Source organism: Viridibacillus sp. KH_047, from assembly GCF_057838945.1.
On sequence record NZ_CM174479.1, the window covers coordinates 2,223,631 to 2,244,348 of the forward strand.

19 protein-coding genes, 1 pseudogene and 1 other annotated feature are annotated in these 20,718 nt (G+C 34.3%); of the genes and pseudogenes, 7 read left to right on the forward strand and 13 right to left on the reverse strand.

Annotated features, from left to right (window positions below; genetic code table 11):
• Positions 1-595: 595 nt before the first annotated feature.
• From AC3IS5_RS11110 to AC3IS5_RS11125, 4 genes are all read right to left on the reverse strand, one after another.
• Positions 596-1,573 carry an MBL fold metallo-hydrolase gene (locus tag AC3IS5_RS11110; protein ID WP_489424469.1) on the reverse strand — a complete coding sequence of 326 codons (978 nt, stop codon included), beginning with the start codon at positions 1,571-1,573 and terminating at the stop codon, positions 596-598.
• Positions 1,574-1,733: 160 nt separating this feature from the next.
• Positions 1,734-2,210, reverse strand: coding sequence for a hypothetical protein (locus AC3IS5_RS11115; protein ID WP_489424470.1), 477 nt, complete (start codon positions 2,208-2,210; stop codon positions 1,734-1,736).
• A 27-nt stretch (positions 2,211-2,237) separates the two neighbouring features.
• Positions 2,238-3,110 (reverse strand): hypothetical protein, encoded by an 873-nt coding sequence (locus AC3IS5_RS11120; protein WP_489424471.1) that lies wholly within the window; start codon positions 3,108-3,110, stop codon positions 2,238-2,240.
• A 30-nt stretch (positions 3,111-3,140) separates the two neighbouring features.
• On the reverse strand, positions 3,141-3,968 hold the full coding sequence (locus tag AC3IS5_RS11125) for a MerR family transcriptional regulator (protein WP_489424472.1): 828 nt from the start codon (positions 3,966-3,968) through the stop codon (positions 3,141-3,143).
• Between the two features lie 109 nt (positions 3,969-4,077).
• Here AC3IS5_RS11125 and AC3IS5_RS11130 point away from each other — a divergent pair, with 109 nt between their 5' ends.
• From AC3IS5_RS11130 to AC3IS5_RS11155, 6 genes are all read left to right on the forward strand, one after another.
• The gene (locus AC3IS5_RS11130; RefSeq protein WP_489424473.1) at positions 4,078-4,524 is read left to right on the forward strand and encodes a GNAT family N-acetyltransferase; all 447 of its coding nucleotides are present in this window, start codon (positions 4,078-4,080) and stop codon (positions 4,522-4,524) included.
• Positions 4,525-4,581: 57 nt separating this feature from the next.
• Entirely contained in the window at positions 4,582-5,955 is a 1,374-nt protein-coding gene (locus AC3IS5_RS11135; protein WP_489424474.1) for an MATE family efflux transporter, read from the forward strand.
• A 322-nt stretch (positions 5,956-6,277) separates the two neighbouring features.
• Positions 6,278-6,670 (forward strand): DUF485 domain-containing protein, encoded by a 393-nt coding sequence (locus tag AC3IS5_RS11140; protein ID WP_489424475.1) that lies wholly within the window; start codon positions 6,278-6,280, stop codon positions 6,668-6,670.
• Positions 6,671-6,675: 5 nt separating this feature from the next.
• Entirely contained in the window at positions 6,676-8,199 is a 1,524-nt protein-coding gene (locus AC3IS5_RS11145) for a solute symporter family protein (protein ID WP_489427866.1), read from the forward strand.
• Between the two features lie 325 nt (positions 8,200-8,524).
• Positions 8,525-9,595, forward strand: a complete 1,071-nt coding sequence (locus AC3IS5_RS11150) for an AbrB family transcriptional regulator (RefSeq protein WP_489424476.1) — start codon at positions 8,525-8,527, stop codon at positions 9,593-9,595.
• A gap of 146 nt (positions 9,596-9,741) precedes the next feature.
• Positions 9,742-10,560 carry a carbonic anhydrase gene (locus tag AC3IS5_RS11155; protein WP_489424477.1) on the forward strand — a complete coding sequence of 273 codons (819 nt, stop codon included), beginning with the start codon at positions 9,742-9,744 and terminating at the stop codon, positions 10,558-10,560.
• Between the two features lie 113 nt (positions 10,561-10,673).
• Here the strand turns inward: AC3IS5_RS11155 and trpA are convergent, their stop codons facing one another.
• From trpA to AC3IS5_RS11200, 9 genes and pseudogenes are all read right to left on the reverse strand, one after another.
• Positions 10,674-11,450 (reverse strand): tryptophan synthase subunit alpha, encoded by a 777-nt coding sequence (gene trpA, locus AC3IS5_RS11160; RefSeq protein ID WP_489424478.1) that lies wholly within the window; start codon positions 11,448-11,450, stop codon positions 10,674-10,676.
• The gene (trpB, locus tag AC3IS5_RS11165; protein WP_489424479.1) at positions 11,440-12,648 is read right to left on the reverse strand and encodes a tryptophan synthase subunit beta; all 1,209 of its coding nucleotides are present in this window, start codon (positions 12,646-12,648) and stop codon (positions 11,440-11,442) included. The genes trpA and trpB overlap by 11 nt, the downstream gene beginning before the upstream one ends.
• Entirely contained in the window at positions 12,648-13,265 is a 618-nt protein-coding gene (locus AC3IS5_RS11170; RefSeq protein ID WP_489424480.1) for a phosphoribosylanthranilate isomerase, read from the reverse strand. The genes trpB and AC3IS5_RS11170 overlap by 1 nt, the downstream gene beginning before the upstream one ends.
• Positions 13,262-14,050: an indole-3-glycerol phosphate synthase TrpC gene (gene trpC / locus AC3IS5_RS11175; protein WP_489424481.1), complete on the reverse strand. Its 789-nt coding sequence runs from the start codon at positions 14,048-14,050 to the stop codon at positions 13,262-13,264. Before trpC ends, AC3IS5_RS11170 begins: the two co-directional genes overlap by 4 nt.
• Complete coding sequence (trpD, locus tag AC3IS5_RS11180) at positions 14,047-15,078, reverse strand: anthranilate phosphoribosyltransferase (protein WP_489424482.1); 1,032 nt, start codon at positions 15,076-15,078, stop codon at positions 14,047-14,049. The genes trpC and trpD overlap by 4 nt, the downstream gene beginning before the upstream one ends.
• Before the next feature lie 22 nt (positions 15,079-15,100).
• Positions 15,101-16,474, reverse strand: coding sequence for an anthranilate synthase component I family protein (locus AC3IS5_RS11185; protein ID WP_489424483.1), 1,374 nt, complete (start codon positions 16,472-16,474; stop codon positions 15,101-15,103).
• A 78-nt stretch (positions 16,475-16,552) separates the two neighbouring features.
• Positions 16,553-16,796: a binding site (T-box leader), on the reverse strand.
• A gap of 667 nt (positions 16,797-17,463) precedes the next feature.
• Entirely contained in the window at positions 17,464-18,555 is a 1,092-nt protein-coding gene (locus AC3IS5_RS11190) for a helix-turn-helix domain-containing protein (protein WP_489424484.1), read from the reverse strand.
• Between the two features lie 391 nt (positions 18,556-18,946).
• On the reverse strand, positions 18,947-19,195 hold the full coding sequence (locus AC3IS5_RS11195) for an MATE family efflux transporter (protein ID WP_489424485.1): 249 nt from the start codon (positions 19,193-19,195) through the stop codon (positions 18,947-18,949).
• 297 nt (positions 19,196-19,492) lie between these two features.
• Positions 19,493-19,760: pseudogene (locus tag AC3IS5_RS11200) on the reverse strand (SDR family oxidoreductase); the annotation flags it as partial.
• A 408-nt stretch (positions 19,761-20,168) separates the two neighbouring features.
• Here AC3IS5_RS11200 and AC3IS5_RS11205 point away from each other — a divergent pair.
• Positions 20,169-20,714 (forward strand): helix-turn-helix domain-containing protein, encoded by a 546-nt coding sequence (locus tag AC3IS5_RS11205; RefSeq protein WP_489424486.1) that lies wholly within the window; start codon positions 20,169-20,171, stop codon positions 20,712-20,714.
• Positions 20,715-20,718: the final 4 nt, after the last annotated feature.

Here is a 20,718-nt window from a genome sequence, read left to right on the forward strand (position 1 = left end):
CAGTTCTGGTGATTAAAAAACAGCTGATCGCACAATATTCAAAATAATATAACTCACAACCGAGGGAGAAGATAATTAGGTTATACGTAACTTTTATAACAATATTTGTTCATTATGTATTGAATAAGGAAATGATAATTAAGAATACATATTTGGTATAAAAACACTTGATTTTCATAAAACTATAAAAGTATAATTTTATACCTAAATTTACAATTTATATAAATTACTCGGGAATATTATTATTGATGAATGAGGGAGAAGAAGCGATAGAGGGACTAATTTTATACGTTGAATTATTAGAATGTTCGAAAAATACCTATCGTCTTAAATAACTGTTTTATATAAATATTTAAATAATACATAAAAATTAGAATAAATCGAAATTTAGTTGGTGAATATGGTGGAGGAATTTTTCGAAAAAGTAGTTATGAGGGAAGAAGAAAACGTTTAGCAAGTCAATAAAAGGGTTTTAAACGATATATACTAACATTCAAAATGAGGGAGGAAAGATTGAAAGAGGCTTTAAGAGAAATGAGGGACTAACACCAAACAAAACCCACACCATGAGCTATGAATGATGTGAGTTTTGTTATTACAGTGCTTTATAGTACCATATGCCATTTTGCAATGTTTTTTCTAAGAGTCCTTCTAGTTCTAAATAGTCTAAGTAGCCAATGACTTCTGACATGACGAGAGAAAACTCTGTATTGTATTTATGGCGATATAATTCTTGAGCTATTTCTTTCGGAAGGTGCATCCCTTCTTTAATAACGGAATATAAACGATTCTCTTTATGTTGCATTTTATCTAGCTTTTGCGAGATGACATTTTGATGGTCTACAATAATTTCTTGATGTCCAGCAAAAAGGTATTCTACATCTAACTGCTGTAGCCTTTTTAAAGATTCCTTATGTTGTCTCACAGTATGTAGACGGTTCCCTTTTAAATCTGGATCTACAATTGCATTAGATGAAGTCGTTTTTAAAACAACATCCCCTGCTAATAACCATTGCCTTTCCTCGTCATAAAAACTAATAGAATCAGCCGAATGTCCGGGGGTTTCTAATACTTTCATTCCTAAGATGCTATCCCCTTCCCCTAATGGATGAATGATAGTTTGTAGAGCGTGTTCATTTTTATGTTCAATTGTCTGTTGCAATTTTTCAAGGCGTGGCTGTGCTTCTTCTATGCAACCCATAGATATGTATAGTTCCGTAAAGAAATTCTTTCTCATTACGAGAAATTCTTGTTCCACCATTAGACGTGGAACGGCTTCATGATGTGCATAAACGGGGATATCTTTTTTCTGTAGAATCCAATTGACTAGGCCCACATGATCTTCATGATGATGTGTCAAAAGAATACGAGATAAATCGCTTATTTGATAACTATTAGCTGCTAATGTTGTAATGAGTGCATCTTTGTATTTCTCTGTATGAATCCCCGCATCTATTAGAGATAATGAATCTCCGTCATTTAATATGTAACTATTAATGGTTCCAACATTCCCATAACTTGTAGGCACAATGATTGGATAAACTGAACGAGACTTTTTCTTAATATTTATCAAATCTATCACTCCCTATCTCGAATTATTTACTATATGGTTTATAGTATAGAATTTTCATACTTTTGGAAACAAAAAAGACTGCTATAGAATTTAAGCAGTCTTAGTTAAATTATTGAAGAGTAAAGTACTTAAGTAATGTCCCAATCAATATCTATTCGTTTCACCGTACTTTTTTCAAAATATATAGTTTACCGGTCTGTTCATTTAAAATGGCTACTGTAAAGTTGTACGTCTCACTTTTCATAATATCTTGAACGGAGTCGTCATTCTCATTGTTATTAAAGTAGTAATTCCCGGTATGTTCATCAGTTGGTAGAGCGTGTTGAATTTGTTTAGCTACTAATTGTTGAAACTCTTCACTAGCGGGTAAAGGTTGCCACTTGTCTTGTTCTGCAATTGATTCTTTAAATCTTTTTACTTGTTTTGGCTTCAAAAGGTATTCAGCATAAAATTCTCCGTTTGTTTTGAACTGTTTATGTCTATCACTTTTAGATACAAGTACAGCTCCCTTAGGAATTTTAGCTTCAATCATTCGCTCTGCATGCCTTGTTATATCTGAATGCACAATTAAAAAATAATATCCTACTAATACCACAATTAATAGTGCTCCTGTTAATACGAATATTTTCTTTGACAACAAAACCGCCCACCTTAAACTGACTTATTAAGTCGTTTTAATAAATTGATAATAAATCATTTCATCAGTTACTTTAAAACCCGCATCTGTAAAAACATCCATCGTTTCATCTACTTCTATAAATAACTCAGTTTGCGTAAAAGGATGATAGGAAAAGATATGCATCAATGATTTCCTTAATAACTGAGTACGCTTTTCTTTCTGCAAGCTGTGAAATGTATAATGGTGAATTTCTCCTAAATAGTGCATCGGTTCAACTCTTACATATGAATACCCCGAAATATTTTGTACTTCATCTATGTAGAAAAATAGTTTTTGGTCCTCATTTAAAGTAGATGTGAACTTTTGCCATTCATCTTCTTCGATTTGTAAGAACTTACAAAATGATAAATGAAAAGGATGAACATTCGATTGTATTTCAGATGTTTCTTCATTAGTATAGTCTTCAATAGTATCTCGCAATGCCTTTGTTAAAAACATTCGTTTCACTTCTTTTGCCTGTAGCTTTAATAGTAACTGACGAATGCGAAAGTTGTTTTCATTTACGAGAAATTCAAATGTTTGCAGTTCTGTTGGTATGTTCTCATTTAGTGCCTGCCACATATCTTCTGCTAAAGAAGGATATTTGCCTGGATATTTGACAAAGGGTCCACAAACTTTTGCTTTGTTTAAATTCATGTAGACATCAAAACCAAGTGCCCCTATAATTTCTCCACGATCATAAGCGACTACGAAAGATTCTTTTAATGGCAAATCAGAGAAGTAATAAGTAAGCTTGGAATGGATAGTATGTCGCTCTAAACTACAAAAACCTATATGATGTTCTTTCTGATTGTTCATCATTTCTAAAAACACTGATAGTAATGGTATATCCGACGGTTGTTGAATTTGTACAGTCATCTGAAGTATCCCCCATAACGCCAATGGATATCAACTTTTTTCAACTTCTATCATAATTTTAGTAACGTAGTTATCAATGCCATTAACTGATACTGCATCTAAAATATATTCTTCATATGAATAACCTTTTAATTGTAACTGATGCTCTATACTATACGCAATCAACCTATCATAAGTTTCAAAAATATTGACTTCATCGCCTATATGATATCCGACGATATAAAAGCCAGATGGTTTCGTCCAAACGTTCTCTCCCTGCCAACCTTTCTTCATTTTAGTGTATAAAAATGAATAATTCTCAAAATCCCTCTCCATTATTTTATCTTTGTGTAGGATTGCACCGATTGGATGTCCACTATATAACTCATAGTAGTCACTATAGTTGATAAAGTTGGAAACCGATTTTAGAAATTCCTTATCTGTAGTGTCAAGTGTGCTGTCACTTCGTAATAGCAACTCTTCTTCAGAATACTCTAATGAAATACTTTCAAAGTTGGTTTGTAATGCGTTTTTTGTTATGGCTATTTTAGTATCAAGTATTTCTCGTAGATGAGTAAGATTTCCAATTTTTTTCTCGATCAATTGTGCTTGTTGTTCTAATAATTCAATTGATTCAATTGGCGTTTTATTTTGTAAAAAAGCTCTTATTTCTTTTAACGGCATTTTCAGCTCTTTTAATAGCTCTATGACTGCAAAAACTTCATATTGTTGGTAAGAATAATATCGATAGCCTTTTGCTGTTTTGATTTCAGGTGTTAATAAACCAATTTCATCATAATGAAAAAGCGTTTGTTTTTTTACATGACAGATTTTTGCAAATTCACCGGTTGTGAAGTATTTACGTAAATTTTCGCTCATTTAAGTCTTCCCCCTTGACTATACGGTTACCGTATACCTTATCATTCTAATATACCATGTGAAATGGTAAGTAAAAAGAATTTTTTTCTATTGAAGGGAACTGATAGTCATGAGTATAGAGATTCATGACGTAACACAAGAAAATGAAAGTGCCATATTGAAATTAAGTGTGGCAAAAGAGCAAAAAGGTTTTATTGAAACACCTCAAGAATGTTTGCAAGAAGCAAAAGAAGATTTACATTACCACCCTGTTGGATTATACGCAAATAGCAAGTTAGTTGGATTTGCGATGTATGGATATTTCCCAAATGAGGATGGAGATCAAGTTTGGTTAGATCGTTTCCTTATAGATGCTAAATTCCAAGGACAAGGGTTAGGAAAGATTATGCTTCAAGCATTAATCGAGAAATTAACAAATGAATTTAATTGTCAAAAAATATATTTAAGTGTATATGAAGATAATCCTGGAGCAATTCATTTATATAAGAAATTTGGTTTTGAATTTAATGGTGAACTAGATGTTCACAACGAGAAGGTTATGGTTAAAGCTGTATAGTTTAACCCCACATTATAAACGGAAATGTGTGCTTCTCCATGTTAAGGAGTAATATTAATGTCAGAGTCAACTTATCAGTTACAAAATAATTCGGTGCCTAAGGTTTTTGCATCTTATTTATTCCCTTCTCTTTTAGGGATGCTTTTAATGTCTATCAATATTTTAGTGGATGGCATATTTGTTAGTAATGGGATTGGTCCAGAAGCACTTGCGGGTGTTAACATTGCTGTACCTATTTTCTCAATTCTCTTGTCAATTTCTTTGTGGATCGGTATGGGAGGAGCTACATTATATTCCATTTCAATTGGTCAAGGAAATATAGTTAAAGCTCGTTCAATTTTTACACAGTCATTTGTGTTAGCTATTTCAATCGTCAGCGTTTTAGTTGTATTCAGCTTATGGAAGCAACAAGAAATTGCTTATTTATTTGGTGCTAGTGATGAAATACTTCCTTATGTCGAAGATTATTTACATGTCATTTTACTATTTGGTATTGTCTATGTATTAGAGAATATTCTAAGTATTTTCATCCGTAATGATGGTAACCCAAAACTAGCTATGATTGGGTTAATTACCACTTCAGTTTTAAACATCGTTTTCAACTACATATTCATCTTCATGATGAATATGGGTGTAGCTGGAGCCGCTTATGCCACTATATTATCGACAGTAATTGGTGTCATTGTTTTACTGTATCACTTTGTTCGTAAAGAAAGTGTACTTCGATTTGTTAAATTCTCGGTCGATTATAAATCGATGGCAGAAATACTGAAAATCGGCTCTCCAAGTTTTGTAGTTGAAGGGTCTGTTGCAATTATAGTCGTGGCTTATAATATTACATTTAGCCATTTCGTTGGTGAAATCGGTGTAACTGCTTATGCCGTAGTCAATTACTTACATGTTGTTTTCTTAATGGTTTTCCTTGGAATAGGTGCCGCCCTACAACCTATCGTAAGTTTTCATTTTGGCGCCAAGCTGTATAGCCGCTTAAAATCATTTTTAAAACTTGGTTTAATAACAGGTGTTGGGTTTGGTGCAGCTGTCTTACTAATTGGTTGGATATTTGCAGATCCAATGATTAAGTTATTCGGAGTAAAGGACCCAGAGGTTATAGCTTTTACAAAAGAAGGAATTTTCTATTTCTTCATCGGCTATTTGTTTTTAAGTTTCAACTTAATCATGGCTGAGTACTATCAAGCTATCAAGCGAATCCGATTATCTATGTTTATCATCATGGCGAGAAGTCTAGTATTATTTTTACCATTACTTTGGATTTTACCTACCTATTTTGGGACGCAATATATTTGGTTAGCTTTCCCTTTAGCTGAAGGACTCACAATAATTGCTCTATTAATAGTTAAAAAACTTTTCCGTAATGTGTTACCGGAAAAGGTAATGGAAAATCCAAGAGAAAAATCCATAATTTCGTAGTGAAATATATATATTTCCTCGTTCAAACACATATTTTCTAAAAACCAATTACATTTTCTCTATCCTACAGAAAAATATAATAATTTTACATCATTATTAATAAATATCTTATGTTTTTATAATAAATATCCTAATTTCCTCATCTTAATCTGAAGAAGAAATTAGGATATTTTTGATTTATACAGAAAAAATACAACGAAATATAGAATTTTTTTGATTTTTTCATAGAAAAAGATTGCTATTTTAGACAAACTTGAATATGATTATCTCAAGGGTTTTGGTAATCACTGCTAACTCTTACTTTTATAAAGGGGGAAATTCAATGGATCACAAACTTGAAAGCGTTCTCGAAGGTGCTAAGAATTCAGACTCTTCTGGAAAATCTTCTAAGAAACGAAAAAAAGAGCTTACCGCTGATGGTTATGTAGCAATTGCTAGTAGTCCAGAGTTTAAGTCATTGGTGAAAAAGAAGAATTCATTTATCGTTCCGGTCTCAATCTTCTTCTTACTCTTCTACTTCACTTTACCAGTCTTAACGTCTTTCACTACAGTCTTAAATGTCAAAGTGATTGGTGACATTACATTGGTTTGGGTTTTTGCTTTAGCACAATTTATCATGACATGGATTTTATGTATGACTTATGTGAGTAAAGCAAACAAATTTGACCAAGAAGCAGAATCGATTATTGAGAAAGTAAAGGATGGTGATTACTAATGGGTATGAGTATGATCGGTATTTTTTTCTTCGTAGCAATCGTAGGTTTAACACTATTTGTTACATACCTTGCATCAAAGCAAACAAACTCAGCTAGTGAATTCTATACTGCGGGTGGAGGTTTAACCGGTTGGCAAAATGGTATCGCGATTGCTGGTGACTACTTATCAGCTGCATCATTCTTAGGTATCGCTGGTGCAATTGCTTTATTCGGATTTGACGGTTTCTTTTATAGTATTGGTTACTTAGTAGCTTACTTAGTTGTGTTATATATCGTAGCTGAGCCATTACGAAATCTTGGTCGCTACACTTTAGCAGATATGATCACTGCTCGCTTTGATCAAAAGAAAGTTCGTGGAACTGCTGCAGTAAGCACAATTGTAATTGTACTATTCTACATGATTGCACAGCTAGTTGGTGCAGGCGGACTTATTCAATTATTATTAGGTATTGATTATTGGGTTGCAGTACTTCTTGTTGGTGTTATGATGACAATCTACGTTCTTTGGGGCGGGATGGCTGCAACAAGTTGGGTTCAAATCATTAAAGCCGTTTTATTGATGATTGGTACAGTTATTATTTCGGTAATGGTTCTAATGAAATTCAACTTCAATATAATTGAAATGTTCAATACTATGAAAACAGCAACTCCACATGGAGAGGGTTACTTAGTTGCAGGTGCAAAATATTCGAACGGCGTAGATACTATGTCAATGATGATTGCCCTAGTTCTTGGTACTGCTGGTTTACCACATATCCTAATGCGTTTCTTCACTGTTAAAGATGCAAAAACTGCTCGTAGTTCAGTTGTTTACGCAACTTGGATCGTAGGTATTTTCTACATCTTAACTATTTTCTTAGGATTCGGTGCTGCTGCATTTGTTGGTTCTGAGAAAATTATCAGTGCAAATGCTGCTGGTAACATGGCTGCACCACTATTAGCTCAAGCACTTGGCGGCGACATGTTAATGTCATTCATCTGTGCGGTTGCATTTGCAACAATCTTAGCTGTAGTAGCAGGACTAGTATTATCTGGTGCATCTGCATTCGCTCATGATATTTATGGACAAATTATCAAAAAAGGTAAAGTAACAGAAAAAGAACAGATGAAAGCAGCTCGCCTTGCTTCTATCGGTGTAGCAGTATTCTCTATTATCTTAGCTCTAGGTGCTCAAACAATGAACGTTGCATTCTTAGTATCTTTAGCATTCTGTATCGCAGCAAGTGCGAACTTACCTGTTATCATTTACACGATCTACTACAAAAAGTTCAATACAACTGGTGCAATGGCTGCAATGATCACTGGTCTTGTTACTGCTCTAGTACTTGTAGTAGTAAGCCCTAACCTTTGGAATCCAGAAGGTACTGCAATCTTTACTGGTACTGCTCTATTCCCATTAACTAACCCGGCAATCATTTCTGTTCCTGCTGGTTTCCTTGCAGGCTGGATTGGTACATTAGTTGGTGCTAAATCAGATGCTCGTAAATATGCTGAAGTTACAGTTAAAGCAAACACTGGCATAAAATAATCTATCTTTCGACTTTCAACTTACGAAAACTGCTTACTAGCTTGCTAGTAGCAGTTTTTTTGTTGTTATTTACATAATCTTAATAAGTCTTCAACCATATGTATCGTTATAGACGATTTCGTATTTATTGTACCTATTAAGTTCTTTTACTCTTCAGGATGATATCTATGATACTGTCTCTGTTACTCCCCTATTTTAGTATTCTTCTGGTACTAAAAGTAAATATTGAGTTACTATCATAGTTTTCAATAGAAAGATTAATAATAAATCAATAGTATCTGTCATAATAAATAGAGCACATATTAATCGAAAGAGGATTATGATTATGAACAATACAACAATTCAAGTTATACTGACTGCAGCTATCGCATTTTTAGGCGTACTATTATTTCTACTTATACATGCCCCGGTTCCCTATTTACTTGGTCCAATGACATCTGTATTAATTGCTACTAAGATATTTCACTTGCAACTTAAGTGGCCTAAGACTTTTCGGAATGCAGGTTTACTAGTAATTGCGTATTCACTTGGAAGTACTTTTACAACAGAGATTTTAGTTGACATGGTACGACATATTCCGGTGATGTTTGGGATTACGACTGTTACTTTTATTATTAGCATTGTTTTTGCATTTATCGTCGCTAAAGTTGCTCATATGGATTATCCTACTGCTTTAACAAGTAGTGTGCCAGGTGGCCTTTCTCAGATTCTTATTTATGTAGAAGAGATGGAAGGTATAGATATGACGACCGTTACTTTCTTTCATACTATTCGTGTAATTATGGTTGTTTTTTTAGTGCCAATTGTTCTTCATTTACCCTGGATACAATCCGACTCCTCTAATCATTATGTTATAGAAACAGTTAGTGATATTAACTACGTTACATTATCTCTATTTTCCATACTTTGCTTTCTAGGAATGAAAGTATCGAAAAAGCTACATGTTCCTGCTCCCTATATACTAGGACCAATAATTGTTACACTTCTTTGCAATGTAACATTTTTACAAGCTTCTCCTCTGCCGAATGGTGTACTTAGCATTTGTCAATTACTTGTAGGAACACATATTGGTTTATTGTTAAAGCTAGAAAATTTACATCATAAGAAGCGGATGTTTACATTAGCATTTACAAGCAGCTTATTATTAATTGCTGTTACTTTTTTATTAAGCGTTTTTGTAATGGTAAGTTTAGAGAATACATCCATTATGACTGGATTTTTAAGTCTAGCTCCAGGTGGTATGGATCAAATGGGTATTATCGCGCACGAAGTTGGAGCGGATGTCTCTACAATCACTATATATCAAGTGTTCCGTATGCTTTATATCTATATAATTATTCCACCGTTTCTGCCGCTTGTTTTAAAACGATATCAAAACAAAAATCTGCACAATTGATAACATATTTCACTTATTTGAATGGTATTTAAAAATATTTTCACTTTTTATCAATCTTTCAATTAATAACAACAATTTATGGTTACCTTATTTGTAAGAAGCAACTTGGTAAAGGATATTAGCTTCTGCAAAAAGGAGTGAAGTTCATGGAAATCAAAAATTTTATCGGAATATTTGTAGCATCTGCCTGTATCTCGGTAGCCGTTTATGGTTCTCTAACTTATGCACCAGAAAAAAAGCTAGAAGAAGAAAAAGTTGCAACAACAGCGCAACCAATAGAGTGGTCTTATGATGGAGATACCGCTCCAAATAATTGGGCAAGATTAGATTCCTCATTTTCAATGTGTGGTAAAGGTACAGAACAATCTCCAATAAACATTGACCTTGAAGATGTAATGGTGGACAAAACTTTAGGAGACATTAAAATTAACTATCAGCCTACACTTTTTAAGCTTATGAATGACGGACACAATATACAAGCTACTGATGTTTCTGGAAAAAACTCGATAGTAATAGACGGTGAAAAATACACTTTTTTAAGAATACACTTCCATACACCGAGCGAGCATCTAATTAATGGCCAACATTTTGCAATGGAGGCTCATCTTGTGCATGAAAATAGCAAAGGAGAGAAGGCTGTTCTCGGAATACTGATCAATGCCGGTAATGAAAATAAGTTATTAACTGATGTTTGGTCGAAATTACCATCTAATATTACAGAAGCAGACATTCCATTAACCAATACTATAAACCTTGCTAAATTATTACCTACTAACAAGAAAGTATATCGATACAGTGGTTCTTTAACTACGCCACCTTGTTCAGAAGGTGTAAAGTGGTCAATTATGCAGCAACCCATTGAAATGTCGAAAGATCAAATTGACGCATTTAAATCTATAATTTCAAATAACAACAGACCTGTGCAACCTCTCAATAACAGAAAAGTTTCGAAAATGCAGGAATAATACAAATTTCGATTAAAGCGTTCTTCAATTAACTAATGTACAGAAACAACTTTATTCTTCTCGAAAACAAAATACCCCCATACATATCTCTAATTTGTATGGGGGTTTGCATTTTACACAGTTTGTTTATTTAACAACTCTGTAATTTGTTCCATTTTACCTTCATGGAAAGCTTGAACAATGGCACTACCTACAATGACGCCATCTGCCATTGCACTAATTTCTTTTACTTGCTGTGCATTTGAAATACCAAACCCTGCAAGCACCGGTACGTGGCTTAATTTTTTCAAATTAGCTAAATGATGTTCAAGGTGCTCTGTAAAATCTTGTCTTACACCTGTGGTACCATTAACAGTTACAGCATAGATAAATCCTTCAGCAGCTTTAGCAATTTTTTCAATACGTTGTTGCGGACTTGTTAATGATACGAGTTGAATAAGTGCAATATCTGTACCTTGTAATTCACTTGTGATAATAGTAGATTCTTCTAATGGTAAATCAGGAATGATTAGGCCACTTACTCCACTTTGTTCACATGCTTTGATGAAATTCTGAATTCCATATGCAATGATTGGGTTCAAATAAGTCATTACTACAAGCGGAGTGTGAATTTCTTCTTTAAATGTAGAAATAGTTTTTAATATATTACGTAGGTTAGCACCGGCTTCTAGTGCACGAAGTCCTGCCTCTTGGATAACTGGTCCATCTGCAACCGGATCTGTAAATGGAATACCTAGCTCTATAGCAGTTACACCACTATCTTGTAAAAACAATATCTGTTCGCGAAGGGAATCTAGTCCCCCATCCCCTGCCATAATGTAAGCAACAAACGCTTTTTCACCTTCTGCTACTTTTGCTTCCATTATTTTTTGTAATGTTTTAATTGCCATTATTATTCCCTCCTAATGCATCTCGAACAGTTTGTACGTCTTTGTCTCCACGACCTGATAAGCAGATGACTAAAATTTCGTCCTTATTCATTTCCTTTGCAAGATTAGCTGCGTAGAAAATGGCATGTGAACTTTCAAGTGCTGGTATAATTCCTTCTGTTCGGGATAATAATTGTAAACCTTCTAATGCTTCTTGATCTGTTACAGCCTCGTACTTCACTCTACCGATATCATGTAAATGACAATGTTCCGGTCCAACAGCTGGATAGTCTAAGCCAGCAGATATAGAATGTGCTTCTTGAATAAAGCCATTATCATCTTGCAGCACATACATGTATGCTCCGTGCAATACGCCTTCTTTTTGATCTGCAATAGCAGCTGCGTGTAAGCCTGTTCCGAGTCCACTTCCTGCCGCTTCTACTCCGTAAAGCTTGACATCTTCATCGTCTACAAATGGATGGAACATACCGATTGCATTACTACCACCACCGATACACGCTACGATAGCATCTGGTAATCTACCTTCTTTTTCAACAATTTGTTTTCGTGTTTCAAGTCCAATAATACGTTGGAAATCACGTACAATTTGTGGGAATGGATGCGGTCCAAGAGCAGAACCTAAAATATAATGGGTATCTTCTACATTTGCTACCCAGTAACGAAGTGCTTCATTTACTGCATCTTTTAACGTACCAGCTCCTTGGTCGACAGAAACTACTGTTGCACCAAGTAATTCCATACGGAAAACGTTTAATGCTTGTCGTCTGACATCTTCTTTCCCCATGAAAATGATACACTCTAAGTCAAATAGGGCACATACAGTTGCAGTAGCTACACCGTGTTGACCGGCACCTGTTTCAGCAACAATTTTCTTTTTCCCCATTCTCATGGCAAGTAGTGCTTGACCTAATGCATTATTAATTTTATGAGCACCTGTATGGTTAAGGTCTTCCCGTTTCAAATAGATTTTCGCACCGCCAAGTTTCTTAGTTAAGCGTTCTGCAAAATAAAGTGGATTTTCACGCCCTACATAATCTTTTAAATAGTAATTTAATTCTTCATAGAAAGCGGGATCTTGTTGAGCTTCCTTATAGGCCTCTTCTAATTCTATTAATGCAGTCATTAATGTTTCGGGAACGTATTGACCACCGAATTTACCATAACGTCCTTTTTGCTCTTGCACGATTGCTTTTACCATTAAGATCTCTCCTCATCTTTTACAGCTTTAATAAATGCCTTGATTAACTCATTACTTTTTCGTCCATTCACTTCTACACCGCTTGAGACATCTACCATATATGGTTTAACGCGATTAATGGCATCACCTACATTTGAAGGATTTAGACCGCCTGCTAAAATGAGTCGATTTTCTGAAATGCCATGTCCTTGTAGGAGCTTCCAATCGAAAGACATTCCACTCCCCCCTTTGAAATCAGTTCCTGGGGCATCGAATAATAAATAGTCTGTATTATACTTAGATCCATTTTCTACATCACCAACCGTTTTAACTGCTAATGCTTTAATAGAAGGATGCTGACAAGTCTCAATATATTCAGGTGTCTCATGTCCATGAAACTGCACATAGTCAAGTGGTACTGCATCTACAATTCGCTCTAACTCTTCAATTGTTGGATCTACAAAAACGCCAATTTTAAGAACACCTTCAGGAACGAATTTGGCAAGCTCTTTAGCTTTGTCAATTGAAATTTGGCGTTTACTCGGTGCAAATACAAAGCCAATGGCATCGGCTCCCGCTAAAACTGCTGTTTGTACATGCTTGGGCTCTTGTAGACCACAAATTTTTACTTTCGTCACTGTATTTCCACACCTTTCTCCACTTTGAAAGATGCTAACGTTTGTGCAACCTCTCCACTTCGCATTAATGTTTCTCCAACTAAAATGGCACTCGCACCATGATTGGCTACAATTTCTGCATCCTGTGATGATTGCATTCCGCTTTCACTGATCAATACTCGTTTTTCATGGAAGGGGAAAATGGGTGCAATCTCAGCAGTACGTGCTAAATCTACTTCGAATGTTTTTAAATCACGATTATTGACACCTATCAATCTAGCATCCAACTTAAGGGCCTGTTGAAGTTCATCCGTATTATGTACTTCTACAAGAATTTCTAATTGAGTTTTTTTTGCATATTCATAGAGAGTTTGTAATCTCTCTTGTTGTAAAGCCGCCACGATTAATAAGATGACAGAAGCACCTGAAGCTTTTGCCTGATCAATTTGTACTTCATGAATGATAAAGTCTTTACATAAAAGTGGAATTCCAACAGCTTTAGATACTGCTTTCAAATCTTCGAATGATCCTTTGAAAAAAGGAGTGTCAGTTAACACTGAAATACAAGCTGCTCCAGCTTGCTCATAAATACTAGCTTGCTCCACTGGATTGGCACCTTCATTTATTAATCCTTTAGAAGGAGAGGCACGTTTCATCTCAGCAATGATTTGTAATCGATTATTTTGATAAAGTGCATCAAAAAGAGATGTTCTTTTAGTTGATCCTTTAATTTTTTCTGGAGGGTTTTGTAGTAATTTTAGAACCTCCTTTTCTTTTTCTTTTAAAATCCGATCTAAAATCGTCATTTTATAACCTCCTGTTTTTTACGAGCTTCACTATATGCCACTACAGCATCTAACTTTGCTAAAGCTTTGCCTGTTAAAATAGTGTCAATTGCTAGATCAACTCCGTCCTTAATGCGATCCACCAATCCGTATGCAAATAAGCCAATAGCTGCATTGAAAACAACCGTATCAAAATATGCATCCCGTTTACCACCTAGTAATGTGCGCATAATGACCGCATTTTCATCTGCATTTCCTCCACGAATTGCTTCAAGGGGTGCAGATTTTAAACCAACATCTTCAGGTGTTAATGAAAATGGTATTAAATCGTCATGATCTACTAAAACAAAATCATTTTGACCAGCGAGCGATGCTTCATCCATACCGCCAGCTCCACATACGACAATTCCGCGATCTCGACCGAGCATCTTCATGACAGCTGCATATTCCATTGTGAATTCAGGTCTATTAATTCCTGTAAACTGCGTATCTAAAGTGACTGGGTTTGTTAATGGCCCTACTAAGTTGAAAATCGTTGGTTTACCTATTTGACGTCTCACTTGACCAATTCTTTTTAGTTTCGGATGGACATTTGGTGCGTATAGAAAGGCTATTCCATGTGTATTTAATAGTTCAACTGTTTCATCAACTGATAAATCCGTATGAATACCTAGTGCTTCAAGTACATCAGAGCTTCCTGCAGCACTGGAGATTTTTCGATTACCATGTTTTGCAATCTTCGCTCCTGCACCAGCCATCACAAATGCTGCAGTTGTACTGATGTTAAAACTGTTCACACCATCGCCACCTGTACCGCAATTATCCATATATCTTGCAGTCGGAGCAGCTACCTCTAGAGCAAAAGATTTCATAACGGTCGCAAGTGCTGCTACCTCATGAGCAGTCTCGCCTTTTTTCGCTAATGCGATTAAAAACGCCTGAATCTCATGTAATGCTGCTTCATCTTGAAACATCTGCGTTGATGCTTCGAGCATTTCATCAAATAATAAATGTTGATTGTTCTCTACCATTTTTATAAATTGTTTCATCATGCACACTCCTCATGTAAGTTCATTCACCTTGGAAAGAGATTAATGACTTTGCCTTTGCTTCCGTCTCGTCAAATTCATTAGAAGGAATTGAATCTTTAACAATTCCTGCTCCAGCTTGAATATACGCTTTATTGTTTTTTACAAGCATAGATCGAATCGTAATAGCAAAATCTATATTTCCGTTAAAACCGATATAACCAATGGCTCCACCATATGTGCTTCGATGAGTTGTTTCAATTTCATCAATAATAGCCATTGCCAAGTGCTTTGGTTTTCCCGTCACCGTTCCTGTTGGGAATGTTGTTGAAAGGGCATCTAGAGCATGAAGTACTGGTGATAATTTGCCTTCGACATTTGACATTAGGTGCATGACGTGTTCGAATCGAACAATTTCCATGTAGTTTTTCACACGTACTGTAGCAGGTGCACATATATGGGTTAATTCCTGTCTAGCCTCGTCAAGCAACATATTATGCTCTGCAATTTCTTTCGGATCATGTAATAACTTTCTTGCTTGATGTTCATCTTCATCTATTGTTTGACCGCGACGAACAGTTCCCGCAATTGGATTTACTTTCACCTTGTGATCAGTAACACTAACTACACTTTCCGGTGAGGCACCGATTAAAATATGTTGATCAAATTCCATATAGTACATATAAGGTGAGGGGTTCTGTTTACGCAATTTTCGGTAAATTGAAAATGGATTTCCAGTCAAATCAGCAGCTAGCTGACGTGAAAGTACTACTTGCTCGACCTCACCATTTTGTATATGTTGTAACGCTTGTTGAACTTGGCATTCAAATTTTTCTCTTGTCACATTGCTTTTAAATTCACTTAAATGGTAGTTTTCATCAATCAATTCGTTGCCAGTCGATATTTCCACTGCAATAGCTTCTAAATCTGGTTTCTCTTGTTCTGGATTCACAGCAGTATGCATAATGGTAACGACATCTTCAAAATGATCAAAAATGATAATTGTTTCATATATTTGAAAATTCACATCTGGTAAATCCAACTCGTCATCTAAAATAGAATCCGTCTTTGCTGCACCGTACCCAATATAACCCACAGCACCACCAGTAAAAGGAAAGTCGGATTGTTCAGTAATTCTAGGCATCAATCGTTTTAATTGAGTTAATAAATCGCCCGTATACTCGTAGCTTTTACCGGTTGTGAATTGTTGTTCAATTAACTTTTTCCCACTACCAAAATAGGATTTTATAGGATTCTCTCCAATAAATGAATAACGTCCTGATTCTTCAGATTTCGCTGAGCTTTCCAACAAAAATTTCCGTTGTCCTTTCAAGCGATTGAATATTAATATCGGTGTTAATGTATCTCCTGCTAATTTCTTCACTGTCGTTCTATAACTCAATTTCTCTCTACTCATAACTATTTCTCTCCTCTGCTCATCTCATTGTGAAAAAATTTTGCATAAAAAAAGTCCTCTCAAAAGGAAAATTCCTTTCAAGAGGACGATATTCACCGCGTTGCCACCTCAAGTTGAAGCATATAATATGCTTCCACTTAGCGTATCAAAAAGATACTACCCATAACGTAGGTTAGACGTCTATTAATAATAAGAAGTAGGGTCACTTCGGTTCTTAATAGCTCTCATAAGTCCATTCATATAGGAGATAGATCAGTTTTCACCAGCCACTGACTCTCTACACTACCTCACCTATACTACTACTCTTACTCTTCAATTTCTCTGCTATGCTAATCTCAACTGTTCTAAAGGTGGTCTCGCTCCCGAAACCTACTACCTATCCCGAACAAAATTGTTAAGTATTATATTAAGCTTTGAATTCTGAAATGTCAAATGATATTTAAAAAAAGGAATCCACTGATAATAATCATGATTTTCATTTTTTACTTTTACAACGCAAATATTATCACAGCCACTATATAAAAATGGAATAAAAATAAAAAGGTAGAATAGATTTTATAGCTTTAAAAAGGAGTGATATTTTAAATGATAGATAGAATTGACACTTTATGTTTACAAGTAAGTAATATTGAAAAATCAAGCAATTGGTATCAAGTATTATTAGGGTTTTAAGAAGTTTATAAAGCTGAAGGCTCCCGAGTCTTAAGTGTTGGAAAGGTGACGTACCGTTAACGATTGAGGAAGGAAATACTGCTCTTGAAAACCGAACTTATCCTATATTTTTTACTAAAGATATTAAAGCAACGTATAAGAAGCTATTGAACAAGGAATGGATGTAGGTGAGTTGCAAATTGACGGAGTAAACAACTTTTTTGAGTTTTATGATTTAGATAAAAAAATATTGCAAGTTTGTTTTTGGGAATAGTATCAAACAGCTAAGTCATTATAGGCTTGGCGCTATTACATGCCAAGCCTAGTTTAAGTTTAAATCAACTTATTTCTTCTTTTATTTTTTTTATCATTTTTAAATATTGCGTATCCCCTAAACCATAATTAGGAAACAGATGGAACAAGTTTTTCAATAATTCACCTTGTGACATTTCTAAATGTTTTTTTATGTAAACTGTGATTTCATTATCTTCTTTTAAATAATCCAAATATAGTTTAATACCTTGGTATGTGACAGGTAATATTTGAGCTTTTGGAAGTTGATGTTGGATCAATACTTGTTGATATATTTCTTTGTAACCTGCTGGCATTACTTCAATCTCTTCAACATCGTAAGTCAATTCATTAACCATATGGAAGAATACTTTTCCTCTATAATTCACTTGGTCCAAATATGCCAGCATTGTTAGCAAATTCATCTGACAGAACATGTCCTCACCAAACCATAAAACGATGCATTTGTATTGATTTACAAATAGAGGTTTTAAAGAGTTAATGGTGATATTCTCATAATCTTGTAAAGACACTTCATGGCCTAAAGCTCTTAACTTTTTAAATTCATCACTGAATATTGGATAACATGTATCATTCGAACACATGGCTTCATTAAAAGGAACATAATCACTTTTCCCCATTAACTGATGTTTAGAAAACTCTTCATACATCATCTGCCCATTTAAGACATTCAAAATATCTTTGTCGAATTGCTCATTCATTTTATTCTGTAAATTTTCAATCTTTAACTTCTGTGAAATATCCATCATAAAACCTCCCTTTTTGCCATTCATATTAAGTTTCACATAAGACTGTAGTGGTGTAGGATTTTTTCTAAAGGCATTTGGACTTATACCAAAAGTAGTTTTAAAAGCTCTTGAAAAAGCCTCCTGTGATGAAAACCCATATTTGAATGCAATATCAATTGTTTTTTGTTCTGTTTTTTCAAGTTCAATTGCTGCCAGATATATTTTCCTTAGTGCCTTATATCTTTTAATACTAATACCTGCCATTCGATGAAACGTAAAAGAACAGTAATAAGGTGAATAACCCATATCCTTACCTAAGTTCTTTAATGAATAATCATCAAATAAATGTTCCTCAATCCAGTCTATCATCTCCTGCATCATCTTGTTCAACCTCCTCTCCTACATTTATTATAATTGAAAGGGAAAGTGATGTTTTGATATAAGTTGTGGTTGGTTATTATTTTCAATACTAAATTCAATCCATGCGAATGTCTTAAAGGATAATGAATAATTAAGGAACTAGATCTTGTTAGTATTATCTTTATCAGTAAAGCTTACTGGATTTTATTACTTTTTTATTTAGTTTTTTCTTAGTGGCCAGCTTTTGATTTTTATATATAGACTAGCGAGGTTTATATTCTTCCAAGTAATTATTATATATGACTATTAAGTTAAAGAATCTTATATTATTTATATAGAATATTAAAGAACCAAGAGCGAATTTTTGCCCCTGGTCCTTTAATCGATTTGATAATTATTTAAATTTAATGCAATAGAGTTTTTAGTGCATTCTTTTTCCAAAAGCTACAGGTACTTCAATAAGCCAAATACTAGAGATTGTAAATATAGTCGGCCATAAAACAGTACCTTTTGCTCTCATTGTTACTGAGATAGACTGCGTATGCCCCAATATAACATAGCTCCAAAACGAAATGAAAATTAGGCTATGTGCGATATTAATTGCCTCACCATTATCTAAAAATATTCTAAAATTTGGATTTGATAGCAAATAGACAATTAACATTAGCAAGCCACCAAGAAGATAATCCCCTTTTTTCTCTATTTGCTTTATTTTATAAATATCACAGTGATAGGTAATGTAATAAATAAAAATGTGATATCTAATATTTATATAGAAAAAAAAACCAAGAGCAATATTATGCCCTTGGTCAATATTAAATATCTATTTTGAATTTAAACCCTTACAAAAAAAGTCTAACTTACAATCTGAAGATTCAGTTGTAAGCAGCCTATATAAGTGTTTATTTCATATTTCACTCATAATTTATTTTCACTCACAACTTTTATTACCTTACATCATGATCGCTCAATCTACATGAAGTACATAACAATGAACATAAGATGCTTCCTCTGATGCAAGAAATAGATAAGCATTTGCAATATCCTCTGGCTTCCCTATCCTTTGCAAAGGTATAGTTGCTGTCATTTTTTCAATGATTTCTTCCGGCATTTTTTTCACCATTTCCTTTAATGTAAAACCAGGGCCGACAGCATTGACGTTATACCCTTACAACCAAGTTCCTTTGCCCAAGTTTCATCATGCCGATAATACCTGCTTTAGCAGCTGCGTTATTATAGCTTATAAAAATGGTTCTAGTTCCACCAATTCAACTTCCAATCAGTAATGGCGCCTTTCAATAAGATACTTAGTTCTGGAAAAAAAGAATAAATTCAGAGCTACAGGTAAAATCACTGATAGCAACTGAATTTATTAAATTTCACCTTCGATTACATTTTTTCACTTTAAATCTTTTTAACACTAAACAAATTACGTTTAAACAGCAACTTCACCATCAATTTTACACTTGAAACAGAAAAAAGCGACTCATAATTATCAGAATATTAAAATTAATCCTTTTATTTAGAATTCAGATATGCTATATTCGTAGTAATTATAGTATGACTATAAAATTTTGCAGAAAATTAAGTCGTTTTAAAATGTTATTATAGCGACACTATAATTTTCCAAGGAGTTTTTCATCATGGAGGAAATTCACAAAAAAATCAAGACATTACGGTTAGATAATAATTTAACTCTGAAAGAGCTAAGTGAAGAAACAGGCTTATCACTTAGTTTCCTATCGCACATTGAAAGGGGGGCTTCTTCTTTATCAATTACATCATTAAAAAAATTAGCAGACGCATTTGGTGTATCGATGATTCACTTTTTTGAAGAAGAAAAAGTAAATCATAGTTATTTAATGCGGAAAGCTAATCAGAAAGTATTCAAATTGAATGGCGGCGAGCAGCTTTACACCCGCTTAGCTGGTACTTTTTACGACCGAAAGCTTGAACCTTTAAAGGTAGTACTTCCTCCTCACTGGAAAGAAGAACATAGCTATAGCCATGCGGGAGAAGAATTTTACTACATAATAGAAGGCGAGGTTATATTTCATCTTAATGAAGGCAGACATCACTTAGTAGAAGGAGATGCTATCCATTTTCCTTCCGAATTATTGCACACATGGGAAAATCCAACTTCTGAATTAACAACTATATTAAGTGTAACAACACCATTAATTTTTTAACTAT